Annotated in this window: 22 protein-coding genes; 15 read left to right on the top strand and 7 right to left on the bottom strand. The window is 64.5% G+C overall.

Annotation, left to right across the window (positions count from 1 at the left end; genetic code table 11):
• Nucleotides 1-188: 188 nt before the first annotated feature.
• The 11 genes from ACYX7E_RS02905 to ACYX7E_RS02855 all read left to right on the top strand — a co-directional run bounded on the left by ACYX7E_RS02905 (nt 189) and on the right by ACYX7E_RS02855 (nt 7,878).
• Entirely contained in the window at nt 189-584 is a 396-nt protein-coding gene (locus ACYX7E_RS02905) for a hypothetical protein (protein WP_462079030.1), read from the top strand.
• A gap of 117 nt (nt 585-701) precedes the next feature.
• Nucleotides 702-1,187, top strand: a complete 486-nt coding sequence (locus ACYX7E_RS02900; RefSeq protein ID WP_462079029.1) for a hypothetical protein — start codon at nt 702-704, stop codon at nt 1,185-1,187.
• 82 nt (nt 1,188-1,269) lie between these two features.
• Nucleotides 1,270-1,635: an energy transducer TonB gene (locus tag ACYX7E_RS02895; RefSeq protein ID WP_462079028.1), complete on the top strand. Its 366-nt coding sequence runs from the start codon at nt 1,270-1,272 to the stop codon at nt 1,633-1,635.
• A gap of 205 nt (nt 1,636-1,840) precedes the next feature.
• Nucleotides 1,841-2,125 (top strand): hypothetical protein, encoded by a 285-nt coding sequence (locus ACYX7E_RS02890; protein ID WP_462079027.1) that lies wholly within the window; start codon nt 1,841-1,843, stop codon nt 2,123-2,125.
• A gap of 26 nt (nt 2,126-2,151) precedes the next feature.
• Nucleotides 2,152-2,652, top strand: coding sequence for a hypothetical protein (locus ACYX7E_RS02885; protein WP_462079026.1), 501 nt, complete (start codon nt 2,152-2,154; stop codon nt 2,650-2,652).
• A 567-nt stretch (nt 2,653-3,219) separates the two neighbouring features.
• Entirely contained in the window at nt 3,220-3,669 is a 450-nt protein-coding gene (locus tag ACYX7E_RS02880) for an acetyltransferase (RefSeq protein WP_462079025.1), read from the top strand.
• A gap of 1,284 nt (nt 3,670-4,953) precedes the next feature.
• Nucleotides 4,954-5,604, top strand: coding sequence for an XAC0095 family protein (locus ACYX7E_RS02875; protein ID WP_462079024.1), 651 nt, complete (start codon nt 4,954-4,956; stop codon nt 5,602-5,604).
• 46 nt (nt 5,605-5,650) lie between these two features.
• Nucleotides 5,651-6,013: a glyoxalase superfamily protein gene (locus ACYX7E_RS02870; RefSeq protein WP_462079058.1), complete on the top strand. Its 363-nt coding sequence runs from the start codon at nt 5,651-5,653 to the stop codon at nt 6,011-6,013.
• Nucleotides 6,014-6,196: 183 nt separating this feature from the next.
• Nucleotides 6,197-6,730 (top strand): hypothetical protein, encoded by a 534-nt coding sequence (locus ACYX7E_RS02865; RefSeq protein WP_462079023.1) that lies wholly within the window; start codon nt 6,197-6,199, stop codon nt 6,728-6,730.
• 169 nt (nt 6,731-6,899) lie between these two features.
• Nucleotides 6,900-7,424: a GNAT family N-acetyltransferase gene (locus tag ACYX7E_RS02860; RefSeq protein ID WP_462079022.1), complete on the top strand. Its 525-nt coding sequence runs from the start codon at nt 6,900-6,902 to the stop codon at nt 7,422-7,424.
• A 127-nt stretch (nt 7,425-7,551) separates the two neighbouring features.
• Complete coding sequence (locus ACYX7E_RS02855) at nt 7,552-7,878, top strand: hypothetical protein (protein ID WP_462079021.1); 327 nt, start codon at nt 7,552-7,554, stop codon at nt 7,876-7,878.
• 259 nt (nt 7,879-8,137) lie between these two features.
• Here ACYX7E_RS02855 and ACYX7E_RS02850 read toward each other — a convergent pair whose 3' ends face one another.
• From ACYX7E_RS02850 to ACYX7E_RS02835, 4 genes are all read right to left on the bottom strand, one after another.
• Nucleotides 8,138-9,424 carry a hydroxymethylglutaryl-CoA reductase, degradative gene (locus ACYX7E_RS02850; protein ID WP_462079020.1) on the bottom strand — a complete coding sequence of 429 codons (1,287 nt, stop codon included), beginning with the start codon at nt 9,422-9,424 and terminating at the stop codon, nt 8,138-8,140.
• Nucleotides 9,425-9,534: 110 nt separating this feature from the next.
• Nucleotides 9,535-10,296 carry an enoyl-CoA hydratase/isomerase family protein gene (locus ACYX7E_RS02845; protein ID WP_462079019.1) on the bottom strand — a complete coding sequence of 254 codons (762 nt, stop codon included), beginning with the start codon at nt 10,294-10,296 and terminating at the stop codon, nt 9,535-9,537.
• Complete coding sequence (locus ACYX7E_RS02840; RefSeq protein ID WP_462079018.1) at nt 10,296-11,567, bottom strand: CaiB/BaiF CoA transferase family protein; 1,272 nt, start codon at nt 11,565-11,567, stop codon at nt 10,296-10,298. The genes ACYX7E_RS02845 and ACYX7E_RS02840 overlap by 1 nt, the downstream gene beginning before the upstream one ends.
• A 97-nt stretch (nt 11,568-11,664) precedes the next feature.
• Nucleotides 11,665-12,156: an Lrp/AsnC family transcriptional regulator gene (locus ACYX7E_RS02835; RefSeq protein ID WP_462079017.1), complete on the bottom strand. Its 492-nt coding sequence runs from the start codon at nt 12,154-12,156 to the stop codon at nt 11,665-11,667.
• A gap of 626 nt (nt 12,157-12,782) precedes the next feature.
• Here ACYX7E_RS02835 and ACYX7E_RS02830 point away from each other — a divergent pair.
• A complete protein-coding gene (locus ACYX7E_RS02830) occupies nt 12,783-13,883 on the top strand; it encodes a helix-turn-helix transcriptional regulator (RefSeq protein WP_462079016.1) in 1,101 nt (366 codons plus the stop codon).
• 62 nt (nt 13,884-13,945) lie between these two features.
• On the top strand, nt 13,946-15,295 hold the full coding sequence (locus ACYX7E_RS02825; protein WP_462079015.1) for an alpha/beta hydrolase: 1,350 nt from the start codon (nt 13,946-13,948) through the stop codon (nt 15,293-15,295).
• Between the two features lie 99 nt (nt 15,296-15,394).
• On the opposite strand, the gene ACYX7E_RS02820 is transcribed toward ACYX7E_RS02825, so the two are convergent.
• The 3 genes from ACYX7E_RS02820 to argE form a co-directional block, all read right to left on the bottom strand.
• Nucleotides 15,395-17,557: a TonB-dependent siderophore receptor gene (locus ACYX7E_RS02820; protein WP_462079014.1), complete on the bottom strand. Its 2,163-nt coding sequence runs from the start codon at nt 17,555-17,557 to the stop codon at nt 15,395-15,397.
• 115 nt (nt 17,558-17,672) lie between these two features.
• Nucleotides 17,673-18,980, bottom strand: coding sequence for a spinster family MFS transporter (locus ACYX7E_RS02815; RefSeq protein WP_462079013.1), 1,308 nt, complete (start codon nt 18,978-18,980; stop codon nt 17,673-17,675).
• The gene (gene argE / locus ACYX7E_RS02810; protein WP_462079012.1) at nt 18,977-20,176 is read right to left on the bottom strand and encodes an acetylornithine deacetylase; all 1,200 of its coding nucleotides are present in this window, start codon (nt 20,174-20,176) and stop codon (nt 18,977-18,979) included. Before argE ends, ACYX7E_RS02815 begins: the two co-directional genes overlap by 4 nt.
• Before the next feature lie 246 nt (nt 20,177-20,422).
• On the opposite strand from argE, the gene ACYX7E_RS02805 reads away from it, so the two are divergent.
• A complete protein-coding gene (locus ACYX7E_RS02805) occupies nt 20,423-21,148 on the top strand; it encodes a TorF family putative porin (protein ID WP_462079011.1) in 726 nt (241 codons plus the stop codon).
• 327 nt (nt 21,149-21,475) lie between these two features.
• Nucleotides 21,476-22,387, top strand: a complete 912-nt coding sequence (locus tag ACYX7E_RS02800) for an alpha/beta hydrolase (RefSeq protein WP_462079010.1) — start codon at nt 21,476-21,478, stop codon at nt 22,385-22,387.
• Nucleotides 22,388-22,573 lie beyond the last annotated feature (186 nt).

Below are 22,573 nucleotides of genomic sequence, written 5' to 3'. Positions count from 1 at the left end.
CTGGCTTTGTAGTTGTGCTAGCGGCCGGGCTGCATCAGCTCGCCGCGTCCTAGTCGGACTAGGCCTAACAATTCATTCAAGCCGAGCCCGCATCTTGGCTTCGCTCAAACATCCGATATCGGCTGTATTCTTGACTCACAACCGATCCGTTGCGGGTCGGCTTAATTCAGGCGTTAGGCGCGCGCATGATGCCCTCATCCCTTGAGAAATTCCAAGAAATTTCTGTGGCTGCGGCCACTCACCTCGCGGTGACTTTCAATGCGCCAGACGTAGTTCCTTTCGATCAATCCGCACTGGACCTGATAGCAGCCTATCCAGAGGATCGGCCAGCCTTTGCAAGGGCAATTCTGGCTGCGATCGATCGGCCAGACAGCTGTGATGTTTGGTTTGTTCAGTTCTGTGTCCATTCCTTACGCTGGCCTGAGCTCAAGGCGGAGTTTGAGGCAATGTCCCGGACCGCAATCGGCTCAAACGACTGGGTCCGAATTCAACGCCTTGGCCATGTTCTGGATGCATTCGAGGATTCCTGGGAGGACGCTGGCGACTTCTATACCGCGCATTTCGGTGCGTCGCCGCACGCCTAATTCATTCAAGCCGAACCCGCATCAGGTTCGCTAACTTCGGTTCATTCTGGGTACTATCAACTTCGTTGCCAATCCAGTGCGGGTCGGCTTAATTCAGGCGTTAGCCCTCACTCCACCATGCGCATCGCCCTCATCCTTATAATTGCCCTTCTGCTATCAGGCTGCCGGGTGAGCCCGCCTAGCCACGAAGAGTTGACGGCCGAGCTCCACGCCAATCGGGCCGAATACGAAGAGCTCAAGACAATGCTGTTGCAGGATCGGTTGGTTACTGTAGCCTCCTATGGAACCGAGTTCGCAAAGAAGCCTTATATGTGGAGTGGCGCTTCGGAAATAGGTTTACCCACTGCACGAGCCCAACTCTACCAACGCATCATGCAAGACGCTGACATTCAGCGCATTGACCGGAACGAAGACGGTGAGGTGCTGATCTCCATGGCGACCTGGGGCACGGCAAATCGGGGGTGGCGCGTGTCGTCAGTTTGGCGCGAGACCCCTCCATCTCACCTTCTCCCGAGTCTGGATGCCTTTCGCAAGACATCAAAAGAGTGGGAAACGGCCTACGCTCCTGCTTCTGACAACTGGTACTTCCGGATCGTATGGTGAGGGCTAACAATTCATTCAAGCCGACGCCGCTTCGCGGCGCGGCTTAACTCAGGCGTTAGCGCTCAACAAGGGGACTTGTCGCGTGACGAGATTCTTGCTTTTTACAGCTTTCACTGCAGCTGGCGTAGCACAAGCGGCCGGCCCGACCATTGAGGTTACCGCACAGGAAACCTGCAGGGAGCACATCGCTTCCGAACCGCGCCTGACAGCCAACGACTGGCCTGAGCGAGCACGCGGTCTTGAGGTCAATGCATACGTCGTGATCACATACAGACTAGATGGCTCAGGAAAGGCAAAGGATCTCGTTGTTACTGATGCAAAACCGAATAATCTGTTCAACAAGACTACCCTCAGCATTCTGGAGCGCACCGAGTTTAAGCCAGGGGCTGAGGTAGCCTCTTGCACCTACGTGCGCACGTATGGGGCGGCACGTCGTGCAGAGCGTTAACAATTCATTCAAGCCGACGCCGCTTCGCGGCGCGGCTTAATTCAGGCGTTAGGCGCTGCATGAAGCTAGTCGATTTCTTAATTGCAGAAGGCTGCATCGCGCTTGAGCGTGGTCCCGAGCACTTGACCTGCACAACAGCTTTGATTTCTTCGGCTTAGCCTATAGCTCTGCTCAGAGAACGCTTGAGCTACGGTGGGTGCGCGGCATGGGTGATTGGGTAAAGCCCAGTGAGCCTGCCGAGCTGCGTCTAGAGTTTGCTGGTGTGCACCTGTTCAAGGCGCGTGAGCGAGATCCGGAAATGCCGTTCACTGAGGACAACTGCTTAGCTTCTATCGGCTTCATTTGGAACGATATGCTGTCCCATATAGACGGTTACACTTCCAAGCAGAAGAAGGACGGTTGCACGCACCTCAGCGCCATGTTCAGTAGCGGATTTAGTATCAAGGTCGGCGCCGAGTCAGTGACTCTCAATGTCACGGGCAGCGTCTAACAATTCATTCAAGCCGAGCCCGCTTCGTGGCTCGGCTTAACTCAGGCGTTATGTTACATAGAAAATTCCCAGCCAGCGTCACACAAGAGACGATCTGCGCCTACTTCTGGGCGGGAGTTGCTGTTGGCGTTCTGCCGTTCCAAAGCAGCAAGGACTGGGCGTTCTCCGTGATTGAGCAGCTAGACGCGCCGCCAATTGAGGTCATTGAGGTTGCGACCGCGAACGATCGCAATAGCGCCCTAGATGCACTGCAAGCCTCGGCTCACGGAGCAGATCAACAAGTTGCTGGTCGTCTCCTCTTGGCGGACATACACACACAGCTCAAGGCCGGAGAAATTTCTGCGCTGGACGCAACTCGTGCCGCTATGCGCGTGGCTCAAACAACAGGGCTTCCTGATCACGTCTACTATGACTTTGATGGCTTAGATGACGAGCTTCAGTTGGCTTTTAACGGGACGTACGGTACGCCAGCAGATATCGCGGCAGATATCCTTAGAGCTCTGGCGGAGCATGCGGGTGCAACATAACAATTCATTCAAGCCGACGCCGCTTCGCGGGTCGGCTTAATTCAGGCGTTAGGCCGCATGAGACTTACATCGCTAGCCAGCCTCATTTCCGGAAATCTCTCAGCTGCTGACTACTCAGCGGAGATCGCTGTGGAACTGGCAGAGCACACTCGACGGCTCGGGCGCGATGGCTTTTCGCCGGTAGTCGTTACTGAAGATATGGACATTGTTCTAGACCGGGCTGGCTTGGGTGTTCTTTGCCAGATTTTTTGCATCCGGCCAGTTGAGCGCAGGCGAGCTCGCATACACTGCTGACGCTCTACAAATGGCTGAGCGTGTCGAGTACTCCGGTCCTGACATCGCTGATGATCCGGATATGTGTACAGACCCGGAGACCAATGGGCCGCTTACGGTTGTGCACGCACTTAAGATTGCACGGCGTGGCACTGCGGCCTGACAATTCATTCGAGCCGAACTCACATCAGGGCGACGCCTAGTTGCATGCCTTCGGCTATATTCGCACTCAGTCGCCGCCCCGCTGCGGGTCGGCTTAATTCAGGCGTTAGGCAGCACACCAGTAGAAGTACTATGAGCATTAGAAAAGCACAGCCAGAAGATCAATCTGCTCTCCTTTCCATTTGGGAGCAGTCAGTACGCGCATCACATGACTTCCTGTCGGAGCAAGACATTCATACGCTTTTGCTAGCAGTTCGCGATCAAGCATTACCAAACCTTGAAGTGTGGGTTCTGTGTGATGAGGCATCTGCACCTATCGGCTTTATGGGGCTTGATGACAACAAACTTGAGGCCTTGTTCATTTCCCCCACAAGCTTCAGGAAAGGTGGCGGCAAAGTCATGCTTGAGCATGCGAGAAAGCTAAAAGGCCCACTTCAAGTAGATGTCAATGAGCAGAACCCTCGAGCAGTGGGCTTCTATTTATCCAATGGATTTGTAGTTGCAGGTCGGTCATCAACTGACTCGCAGGGACAGCCATTTCCGCTGCTGCACTTGAATGAGGTCGCCGCAAGTGCTGCCTAACAATTCATTCAAGCCGACGCCGCTTCGCGGCGCGGCTTAATTCAAGCGTTAGGCCCAATAAAGATTGCCGCGTTCTTTGCAAAACAGATCTTAGGCCTCGGCACCCTTGGGTTCTTCCTGTGGCTCTGTGTTGCCTGGTGGCGGTTCGGCTGGTTCTGGGCAATTGACACTCACTGGGCATGGTTGTTCGCCCTTGCGCTCGTTGGAGTCTTCCTGGTTCTCATCTGTACGCCGATCCAACTCGCCTTTGGAAGAGTCAAAAACGACGTGATTGCTTATGCGCTAGGCACTATCTCCGGCCCGATCGCTGTGGTTCTTTATCTAGCGGTCAATACACGGTTTGAGCCAACCACCAACGACTACATAATTCGTCAGACTCTCATGCATGTGACATTCGCGGTGTTGGGGTTGTTGTTCTCAATAAGCTACAGACGTCGCTTTGGGCCTAACAATTCATTCAAGCCGAACCCACTTCGCGGCTTGGCTTAGCTCAGACGTTAGACCTCATGGCACAGCACGTCTTTACGGAAGATCAGTCCGTTAGAGTTCGCCAACTACCGACAGGCCAGACAGGTCTTATGCGCACTTATCTGCTGACACAGAATCGCGGAGACGGTGTGTCTCAAGTCTACTGGGCAGACTGGAAGCCAGATGAGGAGTTTCTAGAGATCGATCCGGAAGACGGGGAGTTCAGGCACTATTCGGAACGAGCCGCATTTCCTTCCGCGCAGGAGCGCGACCAGTTTGTGCGGAAGAACTACATTGAGGCCTGACATTCAAGCCGGTGCCTCTTCGCGGCGCGGCTCAATTCAAACGTTAGACGTTAGACGTTGCATGTAGATCATCAGTTGTTTAATTGCTAGTGACTGCATTGCACGTCGGCGCAGCGGTGATCGTCTCGACCTGCACAACCGTTTTGACCTTCGAAGCTTTTCCTCCAGCGCGACTGATCGAACTTCAGACCTGTTCGTCCAGTTTGTACCTGGATAACGTAAACCCACAATGCCGTACTTCGGCCGCTTGACAGCGCATTTAGCGCGGAGAAGACTCGATCCACGGAGCGTAGAAACTCCTCTCATAGCGGTACCCACCTCCGACAATCTGGTGGGTTTTTTGTGCCTGCCCGATGCAGGCATGAGCCGACGCGATGCCTGCGTCGGGAGGGCGGCTAATACAACACCCTTCGGGGAAATACGCCCGCCGTCTATGAGCGGTTTCTAACCTCCCGACTTCCCGTCCCCCGATGCGCGGTGGGCGGCCACTTCATGGAATGAGGAGGCAAACATGTCGCACGTCGATTCGCACGCTCCGGCTACGCCCGGTTATTTTCTGACTCAGGACAGCCAGTGCAGGCTGAAGCACATACGCGATCACATCGCGTTCCTGTTGCGGCAGGCCCAGGCGCGGACACACGATAGATGCCAGGCCGGCAGCGCCCAGATCACTGCTGCCGATCTGGCGGTCGGCCTGGAGTTCCTGTCCGAACAGGCCAACCGGATCATGGCCGACTTGGCATGGTGGCCGGGCCTGCCGTCGTCCTTGGACGAACCTCGCACCGGGACGTCCGACTACGGGACCGCACGCTATGTCTACGGCGTCACCCTCGACCAGTTCGACGCCCTCGACCGCCTTATCGAAACCCTCTCGGCCCATGGCGACGTGGTGGCTGCCGCCCACACCGCGGAACTCGCTACCCGTACCCTGCCGCTGCTGGGCCAGGCCATCTGCGACGGCACGCAGGCCGTGCGGTCGCTGCTTGTTCAGCTGGAAGCGCAGGGGCTGCGGCAGCGCGGCCGTCCGCGCAATGAAGTGGGTGAGGAGCGTGGCACCTACGGTCACGCGCCGCAGGGAGCAGCCAACGTGCAGCGGCTGCCGCCAATGACCCGACGACCCCGCGCGCAGTGGCTGACGTACGATGATCGAACGCACCACTGAACCGCCGATCCGCTCTGCGACCAGACTTGGAGCCCTGAAGATGTACATGCCCCAGACCGTGATTCCCGTTCTTCGCGTTACCCATGCCGCGACGAGCTTTGCGTTTTACACACAGGGCCTTGGGTTCACCATCGACTGGGAGTACCGGCACGAGCCCGGCTTTCCGGTCTTTGCGCAGCTCACGCGGGAGGGGCAGTCGATCTGCCTGACCGAGCATGCGGGGGATTGCCAGGTCGGCGGCGCGGTCCACTTCATCGTACCGGATGTGGACGCCTGCTACCGGGCGTTCCAGGCGAGTGGGCAGGTCACGACCCGAGCGCCTCACGACACCGCATGGAAGACCCGGGACATCGTGGTCGCCGACGTGGACGGCAATCAGCTCACGTTTTCCACCGAGTTGGCGGGCTGAGCCTGGATGGCGGTGCGGAGCGAACTGATCGCTCGTGTTTCCCAGCGCAGAATGCGTGTCGTTCCGCTACTCTGAGCAGGTGCTGTCGCTTCATTTTCTAACGGGCCGGTCGCGGACCTGGCCTGACCGTTGGTCGCAACCGCCGTCGCGTCGCGACGGGCCCTGTTTCGGATACCTGGCATCGTGAAAGCCCTGTCCATCTTGATCTCCCTCCTGTCGTTGCAGGCTGGCGTCGCGCTGGCCCAGCAGCGGCCTCCTGTGCCATCCATCTTGAATGCGACGTGGCAGCAGTACCGGGATGAGTATTCGCACAGCCCGCTCTGCGGCAAGGACGAGGTCACCCTGTGGCGCTGCGAGGTCGGTCAGCGCGCCTATGCGCTCTGCTCATCGCAGTCGGTGACGCGCACGACGGGCTACATGCAGTACCGGGCCTCGCGGCGGGGCGATGTCGTGTTTTCCTATCCTGCCGGAAGGAAGCCACCGCTGGAATCGTTCGTCTTCAGCACCTCTGCCAACGGCGATGCATCCATCGCGTTCGCCAATGGCGGGTATGCCTACACCCTCGTGGACGCGTTACGAGGTGATTCTTCCATCCACGTGGCGGTGCCTGCCGGCTCGGGCAAGGACACGGAGATCGGATGTCCTGGCAACCAGACGCTTCAGGTCAACTACACGCTGCGGCTCGTGTACGACGCCGGGATATGGAACGGCTACTAGACGTGAGGTCAGGCAGGCGCCTGCCTTTCATCCGCATCGTGAGGGGCGCATCGAACGACGGGCCGGGTAGACTCGCGCCGGTTGTTGGAACGCGTGTGGCGAGCGGCGTCGGTGGGCGTTTCATGGTTGCGGGTCGGTCGACGCTGGCGTGACAGGACAGTGGGAGCGTATGGAAATGGCGGACTTTGCGTTTGAAACGGAGCGCTTGCGGGTTCGCCGCTGGCGGTCGAGCGACCTCGCTGCACTGGTTTCCGTCTATGGCGATGCCGACGCCATGCGTTGGGTCGGTGACGGCCAAGCCATCACACGCGAACAGTGCATGCGCTGGCTGGACGTGACGGCAGCCAACTATGAGCGTCGCGGCTACGGCATGTTTGCCGTCGAGCAGCACGCAACGCCCGGTGTCATCGGCTTCTGTGGGCTGGTCCATCCCGACGACCAGCCCGAGCCCGAGATCAAGTACGCGTTCCTGCGTTCCCATTGGGGCCAAGGCTTTGCCACAGAAGCCGCGCGTGGACTCATGGCTTACGGCGCATCCACCTTCCGAATGGAGTTGATCATCGCCACGACGGCACCTGCCAATACGGCCTCGCATCGCGTTCTGCTCAAGGCAGGCATGACACGTGGTGACTTGCGTTGCGACGAAGATGGGAGCCAGACGCAGGTGTTCCACTGGCATGCGACGCTACCTTGAGTGTGCGCGATCCGTACCGATGCCTGGGTCGCTCTTGACCCCGTCTTCCTTGAATCAACCAGAACAACCTCGGTCATTCCGCGCTGGCACGCCTTCGCAAGCCAGCTTTGCTCAGGAACCAAACGCGATGTTCAAGACGCTTGCCCTGCTCGTCCTCGTGCTGCTGCTGGCATTGGCGCAGGGCTACTTCATCTACGCCATGCAGCAAGGTGGCGCCGGCGCGCTCGGCAGTGTCTGGAGTAGTTTCGACATCGCGCAGTCCGGCTACTCGGTGTTCGTGCTGGACTCCATCCGCTGGTGGTGGGCATTGCCGGTGACGGGCCTGCTGCTCGCCGGCCTCTCCGTCTGGAAAGGCAAGCGACGCTACGCCGTGATGGCGGTCGTCCTCAGCCTGCTCGGCACCGTTGCCCTGTATGGGTCGGTGTACGCGCCGTCGCTGTTGATCCAGGTCTGAGGGCGCTCACCTGTTCCGACGGTGGACGCGGACGGCCGCCGGCGGACGGTGACGTCACGATGCGCCGGCATGGATCCGCTCGACGTCGTTCGGTCTCGCGTGGTCTGGGCGTCGGTCTGGGCGACAGGTTGCACCGCGCTGCCTGCGCTTGCCGGGTCGCATGACGCCGCGATGCGATCGCGGCGTCATGCCCAGCCATGTCATTTCGGCCACGCCATTCAAGCCAGGCCATTCACCCGCCCGTCCACACGAAGCGCGGTCAGGCGCTGGTGGCGCCGCTGCCGCTCCGCAACTCTGCCAGCAACTGCTGGGCACGATCGAGGCGGACGTGTCCGTCTGCGACCAGGCGTTCGACCAGGGCGCCGATTTCGTCTTCGTTCGCGCCGGCATTGGCGGCGACGTTGCGGGCATGCAAGGACATGTGGCCGCGCTGGATGCCTTCGGTCGCCAGCGCGCGCAGGGCGGCCATGTTCTGCGCGAGGCCGACCGCGGCGGTGACTTCGGCCAGTTGCACGGCACTGCGGACGGCCAGCAGTTTGACGGCGGCCTGCGCGGTCGGATGGGTCTTGGTGGCCCCGCCGACCAGGCCCAGCGCCAGCGGCAGTTCGATGGTACCAACGAGGTTCCCGTCGGCGTCCTTCTCGTAATGCGACAGCGAGGTGTAGCGGCCATCGCGACAGGCGTGACAATGGGCGCCGGCTTCGATCGCGCGGGTGTCGTTGCCGGTCGCCAGCACGACGGCGGAGATGCCGTTCATGATGCCCTTGTTGTGGGTGGCGGCACGGTAGGGATCGGCGGCGGCGAAGCGGTAGGCCTCGACGATGCCGTCGACGACGGCGGCGCCACCGAGCTTGTCGGCGTCGAACACGGCGCGCGCGCGCACCAGGCGCAGGTCGGCCTTGTTGGACAGGATGCGCAGCAGGCTGCGGCCGCGCGCGATCGCAGCGATGCGCGGAGCCAGCGCCTCGGCCATGGTGTTGACGGCGTTGGCGCCCATCGCGTCGCGGACGTCGACATGCAGGTGCACGACGACACTGCGGAAATCACCGGACTCGACCAGGCGGACGTCGATGTCGCGTGCACCGCCGCCGAGCTTGACCAGCAGCGGGTCCTGCTCGTCGGCAAGGGCCAGCAGTTCATCGCGCACTTCAAGCAGGCGCAGGCGGGCGCCGTGCGGGTCGGCGACGTCCATGACCTGGATCTGCGCGATCATCACCGGCGCCGTCGCCGAGGTGCGGAAGCCGCCATGCTCGCGTGCGACCAGCGCGGAGTTGCTGGCCGCGGCGATCACCGACGGCTCTTCGGTCGCCATCGGCACCAGGTAGTCGACGCCGTTGACCAGGAAGTTGGCGGCCACGCCCAGCGGGATCGAGATGGTGCCAACTGCATTTTCGATCATGCGATTGGCGATCGCGTCCATGCCGGCTTCAGGGCGCTGCAACGGCCGCAGCTGTTCGGCCGGCAGGCCGCTGAAGTCGACGAGCTTCTGGAAGCGGGCTTCGGGATCGAGCTTGTAGAAGCCCGGAATGCGGCTGCTGTTGGTCATGTGGGGCCTGCGGGTGGAGATGGATCGAGACGGGTTGATCGAACGGGTTTGATCAATCGGGAAGATCGGTGGAAATGGCCAAGTCGGAACGCACCCACCAGGCCTGTCCGCTAGAAGACGGGCGTCCGCTTGCTGGCGAAGGCGGCCAGGCCCTTGCGCGCGTCGTCGCTGGTGAAGGCACGCTGGCCCAGCCGCGCTTCCTCGGCGAAGGCCTCGGCCTCGGGCAGATGCACCAGCCGCTGCACGGACTCCTTGATGACGGCCAATGCGGTCGGGCTCAGCGCCTTGATGCGCTCGGCGAGCGCCAGCGTGGTCGGCATCAGGTCGGCCTGCGGCACGACGCGGTTGATCAGGCCCTTGGCGAGCAACTCATGCGCGCTGAAGCCGTTCGCGGTCAGCAGCAGCTCCATCGCATGCGCGTAGGGGATCTGCCGGACCAGGCGCACCAGCGTGCCGCCGGCCGGCACGATACCCAGCGAGGCTTCGGGCAGCGCGAACTTGGCGGTCTCGGAGGCGATGCGGATGTCGGTGCCCAGCATGATCTCGAAGCCACCGCCCAGGCACAGGCCGTTGATCGCGCACAGCACCGGCTTGTACAGGCGCAGGTTCTTCAGATGGGCGTCGTCCCACTGCGAGATGTCGAACTGGTCTTCCATCAGCGCGGGGATCGATTCGCCGAGGTCGGCGCCGACACAGAACGCACGCTGGCCGCTGGCGGTCAGGATCACCACGCGCACGCGCTGGTCGTCGCGCGCCGCGATGAACGCATCGCCAAGCTCGCGGTACATCGACAGCGTCAGGGCGTTGAGTTTGTCCGGACGGTTGAAGCGCACCATCGCGATGCCGTCGGAGACGTCGTAAGAGATTGCCACTACACCACTCCCAGGTCTTTCATCCGCTGCAATCCATCGGCGTCGATACCCAGCAGTTCGGCATAGACGGCCGCGTTGTGCTCGCCGACGCCGGGCGCCTGCCCCTTGGCCTGCGCCTGCGTGCGTGACAGCTTGATCGGCGTGCCGAACATGCCGATCGTCCCTTGCGGGTAGTCGACGTCGACGATCATGTCGCGCGCAGCGATATGCGGATCGGCGACGACCTCGGCGATGTTCTTGACCGCGCACAACGGGATGTCGTCACCGGCCATGGCTTCCAGCTCGGCCTTGCTGCGCGCGCGGAACCAGTCCTCGATGACCGGCAGGATGCGGCGCGCATAGACCTCGGCGTCGAAGCGCTTGGCCATGGTGTCGATCTCGGGATCGGCGATCAGCTCGGGCGTGCCGAACTTGCGGCACGACAACGCCCACAGCTTGTCGTTGTAACCGCCGAAGAAGACATGGCCGTCCTTGCACGGGAACTGCCCGTACGGGCGCACGAACGGATGATCGTTGCCCAGGGGCCCCGCGATCTCGCCGTCGACGGTGTACTTGACCACCGCGTTCTCGGTCAGCGCCAGCACCGCGTCCTGCTGCGAGACGTCGACCATCTGGCCCTGCCCGGTGCGCTCGGCCTCGCGGACGGCGGCGAGCACGCCGATCGTCGCGAACAGCGTCGCCGAAACATCGCCAACGATGGTGCCTACGCGGACCGGCGCGCGATCGGGGTAGCCGTTCATCGACCACAGGCCGCCCGTGGCCTGGCCGCTGTTGTCGAAGCCGGGCTTCAGCGCATTCGGCCCGGTCTGGCCGAAGCCGCTGATCGCGGCATAGACCAGCCTGGGGTTCACGGCGCGCAGGTTCTCGTAGCCGACGCCGAAGCGCGCCATGGTGCCGGGGCGGAAGTTTTCGACCAGCACGTCGGCACGCGCGACCAGCTGTCGCAGCAGCGCGCGGCCTTCCTCATGCTTGAGGTTCAGCGTGATGCCTTCCTTGTGGCGGTTGTACTGGGCGAAGAACGCACTGAAGCGGTCGTCGCCCTCGCCGATGAAGGGCGGGAAGCCGCGGACATAGTCCGGGTCGTCGGGATGCTCGATCTTGATGACGCGCGCGCCGAGGTCGGCGAGGATCATCGAGCAGTACGGACCGGCAACGACGCGAGTGATGTCCAGTACCACCAGCCCGTGCAGCGGGCCGCGTCGTTGCGCGGTGGCGGCCGGAGCTGTGGCGTCGCCGGTGTCGTCGGCGGGCAGGATGCCAGGTGCGCTCATGCTGGCGCACCCGTGCCGGCGGCGGGAATGCCGTCCGCGCGGTCATCGCCGCGCACGGGGACGGTCGACGCGCGACCGTGGCCGCGCGAGGCTTCGATCAGCCCGGCGGGCCGCCCGGCGTCAGCGGATAGCCTTCGAAGGACTTCATGTCCTCCATCAGGAAACTGGAGACGATCTTCTCGACACCGAAGTCGCCTTCGGTCATCTCGCGCATCACCCGCTTCCAGTCGTGCACGTCGCTGACCACCACGCGCAGCATGTAGTCGTAGTGCCCGCTGATGCGCACCGACTCCACCACTTCGGGGGTCCTGCGGGTCCAGTCGTCGAAGCCCACAAAGCGGCCCACCGAGTGCCGCTCGAACGAGACCTGCGCGATCACGATGGTCACCGTGCGGATGCGATCGATCGCCACGTGGGCGCGGTAGCCGGTGATCAGACCGCGCGTCTCCAGGTCGCGGATCCGCCGCAGGCAGGCGCTGGGCGACAGCGCGACCCGGTCGGCGAGCACGCGGTTCTTGATCTGGGCGTCCTCCTGCAGGGCCTGCAGGATCTTGAGGTCGATCCGATCGAGGGCATCTTTCTGGGTCATGTGAACGGGTACCGGGCGCAGCGACTGCCCGGAGTGTCGCCGTTGCGTCGGCGTCCGACAACAATCCGGGCGCCGTGGCCGCCGGAACCGGGCGGCCCGCCACGGGAATGGCTCGGCGAATTTGCGCGTCTTGACGCGTCGCACGCGCGTTTGCGCCCGCGCCGATGCCGAATTGTTGCGTCGCCTCCGCCGCTTGCCTTTTGAAAACAGGGACATAGCCGAAATCCGCCCGCGCTGGCCGCCACTGGACAGCGGACCGGCGCCGGCCTTTCATGACGGCATGGACTGAGGAAATGGTTGCCAAGGGCTGACCTGTCGATAGGACGTTTTTCGAGCGTAGCCTCGGGACCCCGCGACGGAGATGCCGATCAGGGCGGCCACTTAGCCGAAGCGGCCGGGGCACGCGAAGCGTTCACCTGCAGGCAGGGCCTTCGCTCCCGTCCATGGCCCCTGCCGTGTCACGGCAAGGGCCCGCGTACGCCGCCACAGGATGCTGGCAGCCCCGGGCACGACGCGGACACGATGTCCGTGCTCGCGCAAGCCGTGTCGGTGCCATCGCGCCGGTGCGTGTCGCACCCACCCAGACGCCACAAGACGCGTCGATGCAGACAACAAGGTGAAGCCGGATGATCCTCGACGATCGCACCATCGAAGAAATGCTGGACTGTGCCGGGCAGCCGGGCGAGGCGGCGCGCTGGCGCGGCCCGACCGTCAACGAGGGCTGGCGCGAGCCGCTGGTGTCCGGCCACGGTTTCCGCCACCACTACGACGAGTCGGTCGGCGATGGCGGCTGGGTGTTCCACCAGCTCAACGACGCCATGTCGATGGCCGTGGTCGACTTCCGCGCGACCCGGCCGCTGACGCGCTCGCACCGCTGCGACGACCACCTGGTGTTCTGCGCCTGGATCGAAGGCAAGAGCACGATCTCCGCCGACGGCGACCTGTCGGACGAAGAACTCGCGCACGGCTTCTGCACGTTCTACGGGCTGTCGAGCGGCGAGTCGGTGCATACGGTGTACGAGCCCAACCGGCCACTGCGCTGGGTGTCGATCTTCCTGCGCCGCGACCGCGTGCGCGACGTGCTGGGGCTCGACGTCGAGGCCTTGCCGGCGATCTTCCGCGACTACATTGTCGACGGCACGCCGATCGGCCTGCGCCATGTGCCGCTGGGCAGCGGTGCCAGCATCGCCGCGAGCCAGGCCTTCGATTGCCCGTACGAGGGCGAGCTGCAGCGGCTGTACCTGAGCGCCAAGGCGATCGAGATCGTCTGCGCGGTGATCCAGGCGCATGCCGAATCCAACGACACCGACGGCCCGGTGCTGCGCCGCGCCGACGTCGAGAAGGTGCGGCTGGCCCGCCAGGTCATCGAGGAGAACCTGGACGAGCCGCTGAGCGTGGCCGAGCTGGCGTCGGTGGTCGGCATGACGATCAAGAAACTGCAGTACGGCTTCCAGGTCCTGTTCCGCGGCAGCGTCGCACAGGTCTACAAGCAGGTGCGGTTGTCGAAGGCGATGGTCTTGGTCAGCAAGAGCGACATGTCGATGATCGACATCGCCATCGAATGCGGCTACGAATGCCCCGGCAGTTTCACGCGCGCGTTCAAGCTGGCGTTCGGTTCCAGCCCGACCCTGGTGCGCGCGATGGCGATGCAGGGCGTGCTGGCGGAGCTGCCGCGCGAACGTGGCAACCCGCCGTCGGCCTTCGCGGGCGCGGCGCGGGTGAACTAGGTGCCCATGTCCAACCGCGCATGCGCTGCATGGGCGTCACTACCCTGAGAGGAACCATGCCGATGCGACTGACATTCACCACCCTGGCGCTGGCGACCTGGTCGATGGTCGCGACGGCCTCACCGCCCGCACTGCCGGCTGCGGATGGGCCGTATGCCGTTGGCGTCCGCACGTTCGCGTTCGTCGATGCGACGCGGACGCTGGACGGCGATGCCGTCGACGGCAGGCCGCGCACCGGCGACGCGCCGGCCAGTGGCCCCCGGCGACTGCCGGCGATCGCCTGGTATCCGGCCGAGCGCGGGGCAAGTGGGGATGCACCTTACCTGGCCGGCGAGGCCGCGACGGTCACCTTGCCCGCGATCGCACGCAACTTCGGCTATGCGCCCGAGGACCTGCAGGCGATGCGCACGCTGCGCATGGCGGTCCACGCGGACGCGCGACCGGCACGGGCCGCGCGCGGTTTTCCGGTCGTGGTCTTCAGCCACGGCTTCTTTCTCTATCCGCAGCAGAACAGCGCACTGGCCGCGCGACTGGCGAGCCATGGCTACATCGTGGTATCGATCGCGCATCCCGGCGATGCCGCGGACCTGCCGTTGCCGGATGGCCGCATCGCGCCAACACGGCTGGCCGTCGAGGGCGACGATCCGCGCTTCGCGGAGGCCTTGAACGTGCTGGTGACGGGGCAGGATCTCGCGGCGCGCCGCGAGGCGCTGACCACGTATGCCGCCACGCTGCCGGCCACGCGCATCGGCCGCTCGTTCGCGCAATGGCGCGACGATACGCTGGCGGTCGCGCACGCCATCGTCGACGGAAACGAGCCCGAGGCCCTGCGCACGGCGCTCGCCAGCGCCGACCGCAGTCGGTTGGCGTTCGCCGGCATGTCGTTCGGCGGCGCGACGTCGGCCACCAGCTGCCGGCTGGTCGACGCCTGCCGCGCGGCGGTGAACCTGGACGGCCAGAATTTCGATCCGGCGCTGTATGACGGCGCGGTCGAGCGGCCGCTGCTGCTGATGCTCAGCGACTGGACGCAGTTCAGCCTGTTCCCTGGCCAACCCAAGGACGCGGACTTCAGTCCCAACGATCTGGCGTATGCGCCATGGCGCGAGGCCGGGCAGGACACCGACGTGCTGCGCGTGCGCCTGGGCGGCATCCGCCACCTGGGATTCACCGATTTCGTCAGCCTCTTGCAGGGGCCGAAGCGCGATGAGCGTGTCGGCGACATCGATGCCGGCGAGGCGACCGCGGCGATCGGCGATCTGGTGCTGGCGTTCCTGGACACGCATGTGCGCGAAAGCAACGGCGATGGCGCGCGCGATGGCATCGAGCACGCGATCGCACGGCATCCGGCGCTGACGCGGCACGTGCCGACGCGCGTGCGGACGTGGGTGCAGAGCGAGGGTGGGACGCCGTAAAGCGCGACACGTTTGCAGGCGCGCATGCGGTGGGAGCGCTCATAGCTTTGTGGACAACGCCTTGAAAGGATGCCCCTTGCGGGGCATCCACACGTCACCTCAGAAGCGCCAGTCGATGCTGACAGCGTACTCGCGCGGCGGACCGTAGTAGCTCACCGAGTACAGGCTCTGGATGTACTTCTTGTCGGTGATGTTGTTGAGGTTGGCACGCAGGGTGACATCGGGCGTGATGTCCCAGGCGGCGAAGGCGTTCAACAAGGTGTAGCCACCCTGGCGGACCGGTGCGCTGGTGACGTAGCTCTCGTAGTTGGAAATGCGGCCCTGCCAGCGACCACCGACACCGAACGACAACGCCGGGTTGCTGGACAGACGCGTGCTCAGCAGCAGGTTGGCGGTGCGGCGCGGGACCCAGCTGTAGGTGTTGCTGCCATCTTCGCCATCCATCGACAGCTGCGTGTAGCCGAACAACAGGTTGGTGTTGTCGCTGAGCTTGCCGCTGGCTTCGAACTCGAAGCCCTGGGAATCGATGTCGACGGGCCTGGAGTAACCGTAGGCGTAGCCTTCCATGAAACGCGTGCCGACGTACGTCGCCAGACCATCCTGCTTGGCGCTGAACCAGGCCAGCGTGGTCAGCAGGCGCGCATCCAGCCATTCGGCCTTGACGCCGATTTCGTAGTTGGTGCCCTTGCTGGGATCGATGTAGACACGGTCGTAGTCGACGGCGTCCTGCGGCTGGTAGATGTACGAGTAGTTGGCGTAGCCGGTGAAGCGATCGCTGAAATCGAAAGTCACGCCCGCGTAGGGTGCCAGGTTGCGGTCGGTGATGTCGGAGGTCGCGCCGGCATTGTCGACGCTGTCGCGCTGGTACTCGGCCCAGTTGAAGCCGAGCACGCTCTTGAAGCGCTCCGTGAACGCGATGCGGGTCGCACCAAACACGCGGGTCAGGCGCTGGTTCAACGTGGTGTAGACGGCGCGCTCGCCCCAAGCCGGCTGCGGGATCGCGTTGCCGGCATACGGGAAGCCCGGCAAGGCGCCGAAGATCTGCGGATTGCTGGTGTCGGTGGGGTGGTACCAGTCCGTGCCTTCGCTGCGCGCCGTGCTGACGCCGAACATCGCTTCCTGTTCCAGTCCGAAGAGATCGAAGCGGCCATTGACGGTCACGTCGCCCAGGTGCGCCTTGGTCTCATACGGGCTCTTGTAGGCCCAGCCGTACAGGCCGGTACCGGTCACCGGATCCAGGCCGAACAGCGAGTAGCCCATGAACAACTGCGAGTCGTGGTCGTAGACGCGGTAGTTGTACGAGGCTTTGGCCTGCCAGTTGTCGCTGAGCCGGTGGGTGTACTCGACGAAGCCGGCATGCGTGGTCGAGTTCCAGTAGGTCCAGTCCTGCGTGGTCGACGCGCTGCGGTCCCACTCAAGCTGGTTGCCGTTGGTGTCGATGAAGCTCAGCGCGCCCCACATGTTGCCGCTGGTGTCGGCCTTCTGCCAGGAGTAGCCGAAGGCCAGCGTGCCGTTCTCGCCGACCTGGCCGTCGATGACGCCGTACAGGTAGGTGCGGTCGCTCTCGAAATCGCGCAGGTAGGAATCGCTTTCCTCGCGCGCGACAACGACGCGTCCAGCCCAGGTGCCGTCTTCGGTGAAGGGCGTCGAGTAGTCCGCCTCGATGCGGCGGCGACCCTGCGAGCCAATGGTCAGGCCGGCCTGGCCCTGTGCTTCGTTGGTCGGGCGCTTGCGCACGTAGTTGATGGTGCCGGCGGCATTGCCGACACCGGTCAGCAGACCGTTGGCGCCACGGATCACTTCAAGCTTGTCGAAACCGAACGCATCCATCGCATTGGTGACCACGCCCCAGCCGTTGGGCAGGCCGACACCGTCGATCTGGGTGTTCTTGATCTCGAAGCCGCGCGCCAGGTACTGGGTCTGGTTGGTCGAGGTTTTCTCGACCTGGATGCCGGTGGCCAGGCGCAGCGCATCGTCGAGGCTGTCGGCGCCGAACTGGTCCATCTGCTCCTTGGTGATCACGCTGATCGACTGAGGGGTCTCCTTGATGTCGAGGTCCAGGTTGGTCGCGCCGTTGCTGACGCGGCTGGCGCGCTGGCCGATGACCATGATCTTGTCGAGGTCCTGGACACTGGCCTGCGCGGCGGTGTCGGTGGACGATGCCTGGCCGGCCTCGCGAGTGGTCTGGGCGAACGTCGGCGTCGTCATCAATGCGATGCAGATCGCGGTGGGCAACAGCAGGCGAGCGGGTGTCTGTGTCATGCGGGGCTTTCCTTCACAAAGGTGCTTGTCGTCCGGCGGTGGTGACGCTTGTCCCGGTTGTCAATGAACGTACTGCAGCGCCCTGCCGGTCTTCTTGACCGGTCGGAGCGGTTCCTTATCCATTCGATGCCGTTGCTGCCTCGCGTGCGCCGATATCAGCACGCAGGTGGCGCGCGGCCATGACGAAGCCGAAGACCGAGACCGCCGAGCCGGCCGTCGCCGCCAGCATGGCGTAGCGCAGGGAGTCCTCTCCCAGCGCCGGCTTCCACAGGTCGCTGGCCAGGCCGACGAACTGCGGTCCAAGGCCCAGGCCGACGATATTGTCGATCAGGATCAGGGTCGCGACGGCGGTGGCGCGACTGCGCAACGGTACCAGTCGCTGCACCACGGTGATCGTCGGGCCGATGAACGCAGCGGTCAACGACAGCGGCACGATGGCCGCGGCCAAGGCGATGCCGGTGTCCTGGGCGAGGAAGCAGATCGGTGCCAACGGCAGCGGCGCCAGCGCAGCCAGCGCCGGGATCCAGGCGTACCAGCGCTGGTCCCGGCGGCCGAAGCGGTCGGCCAGATGGCCCGCCATGTAGGTCGCCAGCCCGCCGCAGACGCCCATGATCAGCGCCATCGCGATGCCGATCTCGCCGGTCGACATGCCATGGCTGCGCGACAGGAACAACGGGAAGAAGCTGCCCAGCGCATAGGCGGTGAAGCAGGTCGAGCAGGCGCCCAGCGCGGTGTAGCGGAACGCGCGGCTCTGCCAGAGCTGTCGCATGACGGCGCCGAAGGGCGGGGCCTCGGCCTGGGCGACGCGGGCATCGCTGGCGCCCCGCTGCGGATCGCGCACAGTGGTCAGCATCACCACCGTCAGCACCAGGCCGGGCAGGCCGGCGGCGATGAACGCCGTGCGCCAGCCCCAGGCTTCGGCGATCGCGCCGCCCGCGGCGAAGGCGACCAGTACGCCCAGGTTCGCGCCGGTGGCGTAGATCGCCTGCGCCCGGCCGCGCCGTTCCGGCGGATACAGGTCGGTAATCATCGTCTGCGAGGCGGGCCCGGTCCCGGCTTCGCCAACGCCGGTCAGGATGCGCGCGACCGCCAGCTGCCAGAACTGCACGACCAGTCCGCAGGCGATCGTCATCGCCGAGAACAGCGCCAGCGACGCCGCGATCAGCCGACGCCGGTTGACGCGATCGGCGAGCAACGCCAGCGGCAGGCCCATCGTGGCGTAGAACAGCGCAAAGGTCGGGCCGACCAGCAGGCCGAGCACGCTGTCGGACAGGCCGAATTCGGCCTTCACCTGCGGCAGCAGGATCGCCAGGATCTGGCGGTCGATGAAGTTCACCAGGTAGATCGACGTCAGCACGCCGAGCACCCAGCCACGGCTGCCGACGATACGCCCGTGGTCGGTCTCGCGGGCGTCGTGGCTCATCGGCACAGCGCTTCGACCAAGCGGTCCATGAAGGCTTCGCCGGCGGCGAGCTGGTCGAGCGCGATGTACTCGTCGGGCTGGTGCGCCTGCGCGATCCAGCCGGGACCGCAGATCACCGTCGGCATACCGGCGCGTTCGAACAGCCCGGCTTCGGCGACATAGGACGCGGCTTCGCAGTCGGACGAGCCGGCCAGCCGGTAGACCAGCTCGCGTGCCGGCGCCAGTGCATCGCCGGTCAGCGGCGGCACGTCGGACAGGATCTCGGTGGCGATGCCGCAGTCGGCGAAGCGCGCATGGATGTCGGCATGGAGTTCGCGGGCGTAGGCCTCGACCTCGTCGTAGACCGCGCGCGCCTGCGTCGGCGATGGCGAGCGGATATCCCAGATGAAGCTGCACTCGCGCGCGAGGATGTTGGCGGCGGTGCCGCCGTGCACGACGCCGATGGTGACCGTGGTGTGCGCCGGCTGGAAGCCATTGGGGTCACTGGCGACGGCGGGCGAGGCGGAGGCGAGGCGGTCGGCGATCCCGACGATCTTCGCCATCAACCGCGTCGCGACGATGTTGGCGCTGACGCCCAGGTGCGTCTGGCTGGAATGCGCCTCGTGCCCGAGCACCGTGGTGCGCAGGCCCATGATGCCCTTGTGGCGATCGACCACGCGCATGCCGGTGGGCTCGCCGACCACGACCAGCGCCGGTCGCGGCACGTCGGCCATCAGCACCTCGATCAGCGACGGCGCGCCGAGCAGGCCGACCTCCTCGTCGTAGGACAGCGCGAAATGCACGGGCCGCTTGAGGTCGGCCGCCAGCATCGCCGGTACCCGCGACAGGCCGGCGGCGAGAAAGCCCTTCATGTCCGCTGCGCCGCGCCCATGCAGGCGCCCGTCGCGCTCGGTCAGCGTCCAGGGATCGCTGCGCCAGTCCTGGCCATCGACCGGCACGACATCGGTATGACCGGACAGCACGACACCGCCAGCGACCTTGGGGCCGATCGAGAACAGCAGGTTCGCCTTCCTGCCATCGGCGCCCGCGATCCGCGTCGACGGCACACCGAGCGCGTCGAGCCAGGTCTCGACAGCCTCGATCAGCGCGAGGTTCGAATTGCGGGACGTGGTATCGAACGCGACCAGGCGGGCCAGCCACTCGCGCGCGCTGGCAGCGACGGCGGGGGATGCGGGGACGGAGGACGTGGTTGCCAAGGTCTGACCTGTTGCAGGAACGTGTCCCGAGCCTAGCCGCCCCATCGCGCGGCCGGCATGCCGATCAATGCACGGGCTTAGCCGAAACGTCCCTGAAAGCATCGTCAGGCACCAGCAGAATGGACGGGCATGCCGGCAAACTGCCATGCGTGGCGGAGATCGAACACCCGCGCGACAAGCCTTTCCGGCGCATTCCGGTACCGCTTTGGTCAAGAGTGCCTGCGTGGCCATGCCTAAGCTCGGGCCATGAATCGACTCCCGTGGCTCCTCGCCAGCCTTGCCGTACTCGGCATGCCCGCCATCGCTTCGGCCGAACAGCCGCAGGGACCCTTCCACTGGAGTAACGGCGCCGCCGTCGCCACCGAGTACGTCTGGCGTGGCCAGTCGCTGACCGATGGCAAGCCGGCGCTCATCGGCGAACTCAAGCTCAACCACGACAGCGGCGCCTACGTCGGCGCATGGGCCGGCAATCTCGATCTCGGCCCAGGGAGCGATACCAGCATCGAAGTCGATTACTTCCTGGGCTGGGCGAAGCGGATCGGGAAGCTATACGTCAACGCCGGCTATCTCTACCGGCAACGTCCTTCCGACACGCTCTCGCTCGACTTCGAGGAAGCCACTGTGTTCGTTTCGTACGACTTCGGCGTCGCCCGCCTCGGCGCCGGCAGCTACTACGCCTGGGATTACTTCCAGGGTGGGAACTCGACCTATCACTACACCAACCTGAGCGTGCCCCTTGGCAAGCCAGGCGGCGTGCCGGTGTCCGCCGTCGTCGCCGCCGGCCGTCACGACTTCAGCAACCGGAGCATCGGCAACTACGACAACGTCGACCTGCGCCTGGTCGCACAGCACAAGGCCTGGTCCTACTCGATCGGCTACAGCGACACCGATATCGACCCCGAACGTTCTGGCCTGCTGACGCGCAACCAAAGCGACGCACGCTGGCGGGCGCAGGCGCTGGTGATGTTCTGAGCACCACGCCTGCAGGTGCGCAGATTGCTTCTGTGGGAGCGTACCCGGGCGCGATGAAGTGTTCCCATGAAAGCCCGTTCGCGCCCGGGTGCGCTCCCACAGAAGTGAGGCGTGCTGTTGCGGAAGCGATCCGCGCTCCGGACGCCTGACGGACAGACCGATCCTCGAATGTACCGTTGGACCAAGGCGGGCCAGAGCATGTTTCAATGCAGGTCACGCGCGACCCGTGTGCAAGGGGATATCGCCGGCCGCGTGCCGCGGTTGATACGCAACGGGGCACGGCCCGACGGAGGTTCGCCGCATGACAGACTACAGGAGCCAGAGATGATGAAACGCTGCAGGACGATGATCCACGCCGGGGCGATCGCCATCGGCTTCTCGCTGGCCACCGCACCCGCTTGGGCGCAGCAGGCCGGCACGCCTGCATCGGCCGCGACGCCGCCGCCCGCACCGGGCTACACGATGCCGTCCACGCAGGTCTGGGACCTGGCCTCCGACAGCGGCGAGATCTATCGCATCTTCGTGTCGTTCCCCAGCAGTGGCGAGGCGCCGGAGGATGGCTACCCGGTGTTGTACGTGCTCGACGGCAATGCGAGCTTCGCGTCGTTCGCGGAAACGCGGCGGTTGCAGGAATCCTCGCCGATCGGGCAGTCGATCATCGTCGGCGTCGGCTATCCCGGCGAAGATGCCTACGACGTGCGTCGCCTCAACGACTACACCGCGCCGCTGCTGGATCCGCCGCCACGGCAATGGCGCGCGCTGGCGCAGTACAAGAGCGGCGAGCGCAAGCAGTTCCTGGATTTCATGACCGGCAGGCTGCGCCGCGAGGTCTCCAGCCGCTTCCGCACCGATCCCGAGCGCCACTCGCTGTTCGGCCATTCGCTGGGCGGACTGTTCGCGCTGTATGCGTTGTACGAGCGTCCGCAGGCCTTCCACTCGATCGTCGCCGCCAGCCCGTCGATGGAGTGGAACGAACAGGGCATGCTGGAAGACGAGCGCGTGTTCACCGCCAGGTTGACCAGCGGCAAGATCGGCAAGACCAGCCGCCTGATGGTGGTCACCGGCGACCAGGACATCGACGACGATCCCGAACCCGCGCGCGCCCTCGTCGACCGCCTGGACCGGCTGTCGGGCCATGGCCTGCGCGTCCGCCTGCGCCAGTATCCGGACGAGATCCATATCACCGTGCCGGCGCGTTCGGTGACCGACGTGCTGCGGTTCGCGTTCGAGATCCGCTGAGCAACATACGTAGGTAGGAGCGCGCAGGCTCTGTGGGAGCGCCGACAGGCGCGATGGGTTTTCATGGGAAGGCTTCATCGCGCCTGTCGGCGCTCCCACAGGACAACCCGCGCTCCCGGATCGACGGCAACATCCCGAGGGTACGTTCGGCCAAGTCGCGGGGCGGGATGGCGAAGCATCGTGCGG

The sequence above is a fragment of the Luteimonas sp. RIT-PG2_3 genome, from assembly GCF_054902115.1.
This window is presented reverse-complemented; position numbering and strand designations above follow the sequence as displayed.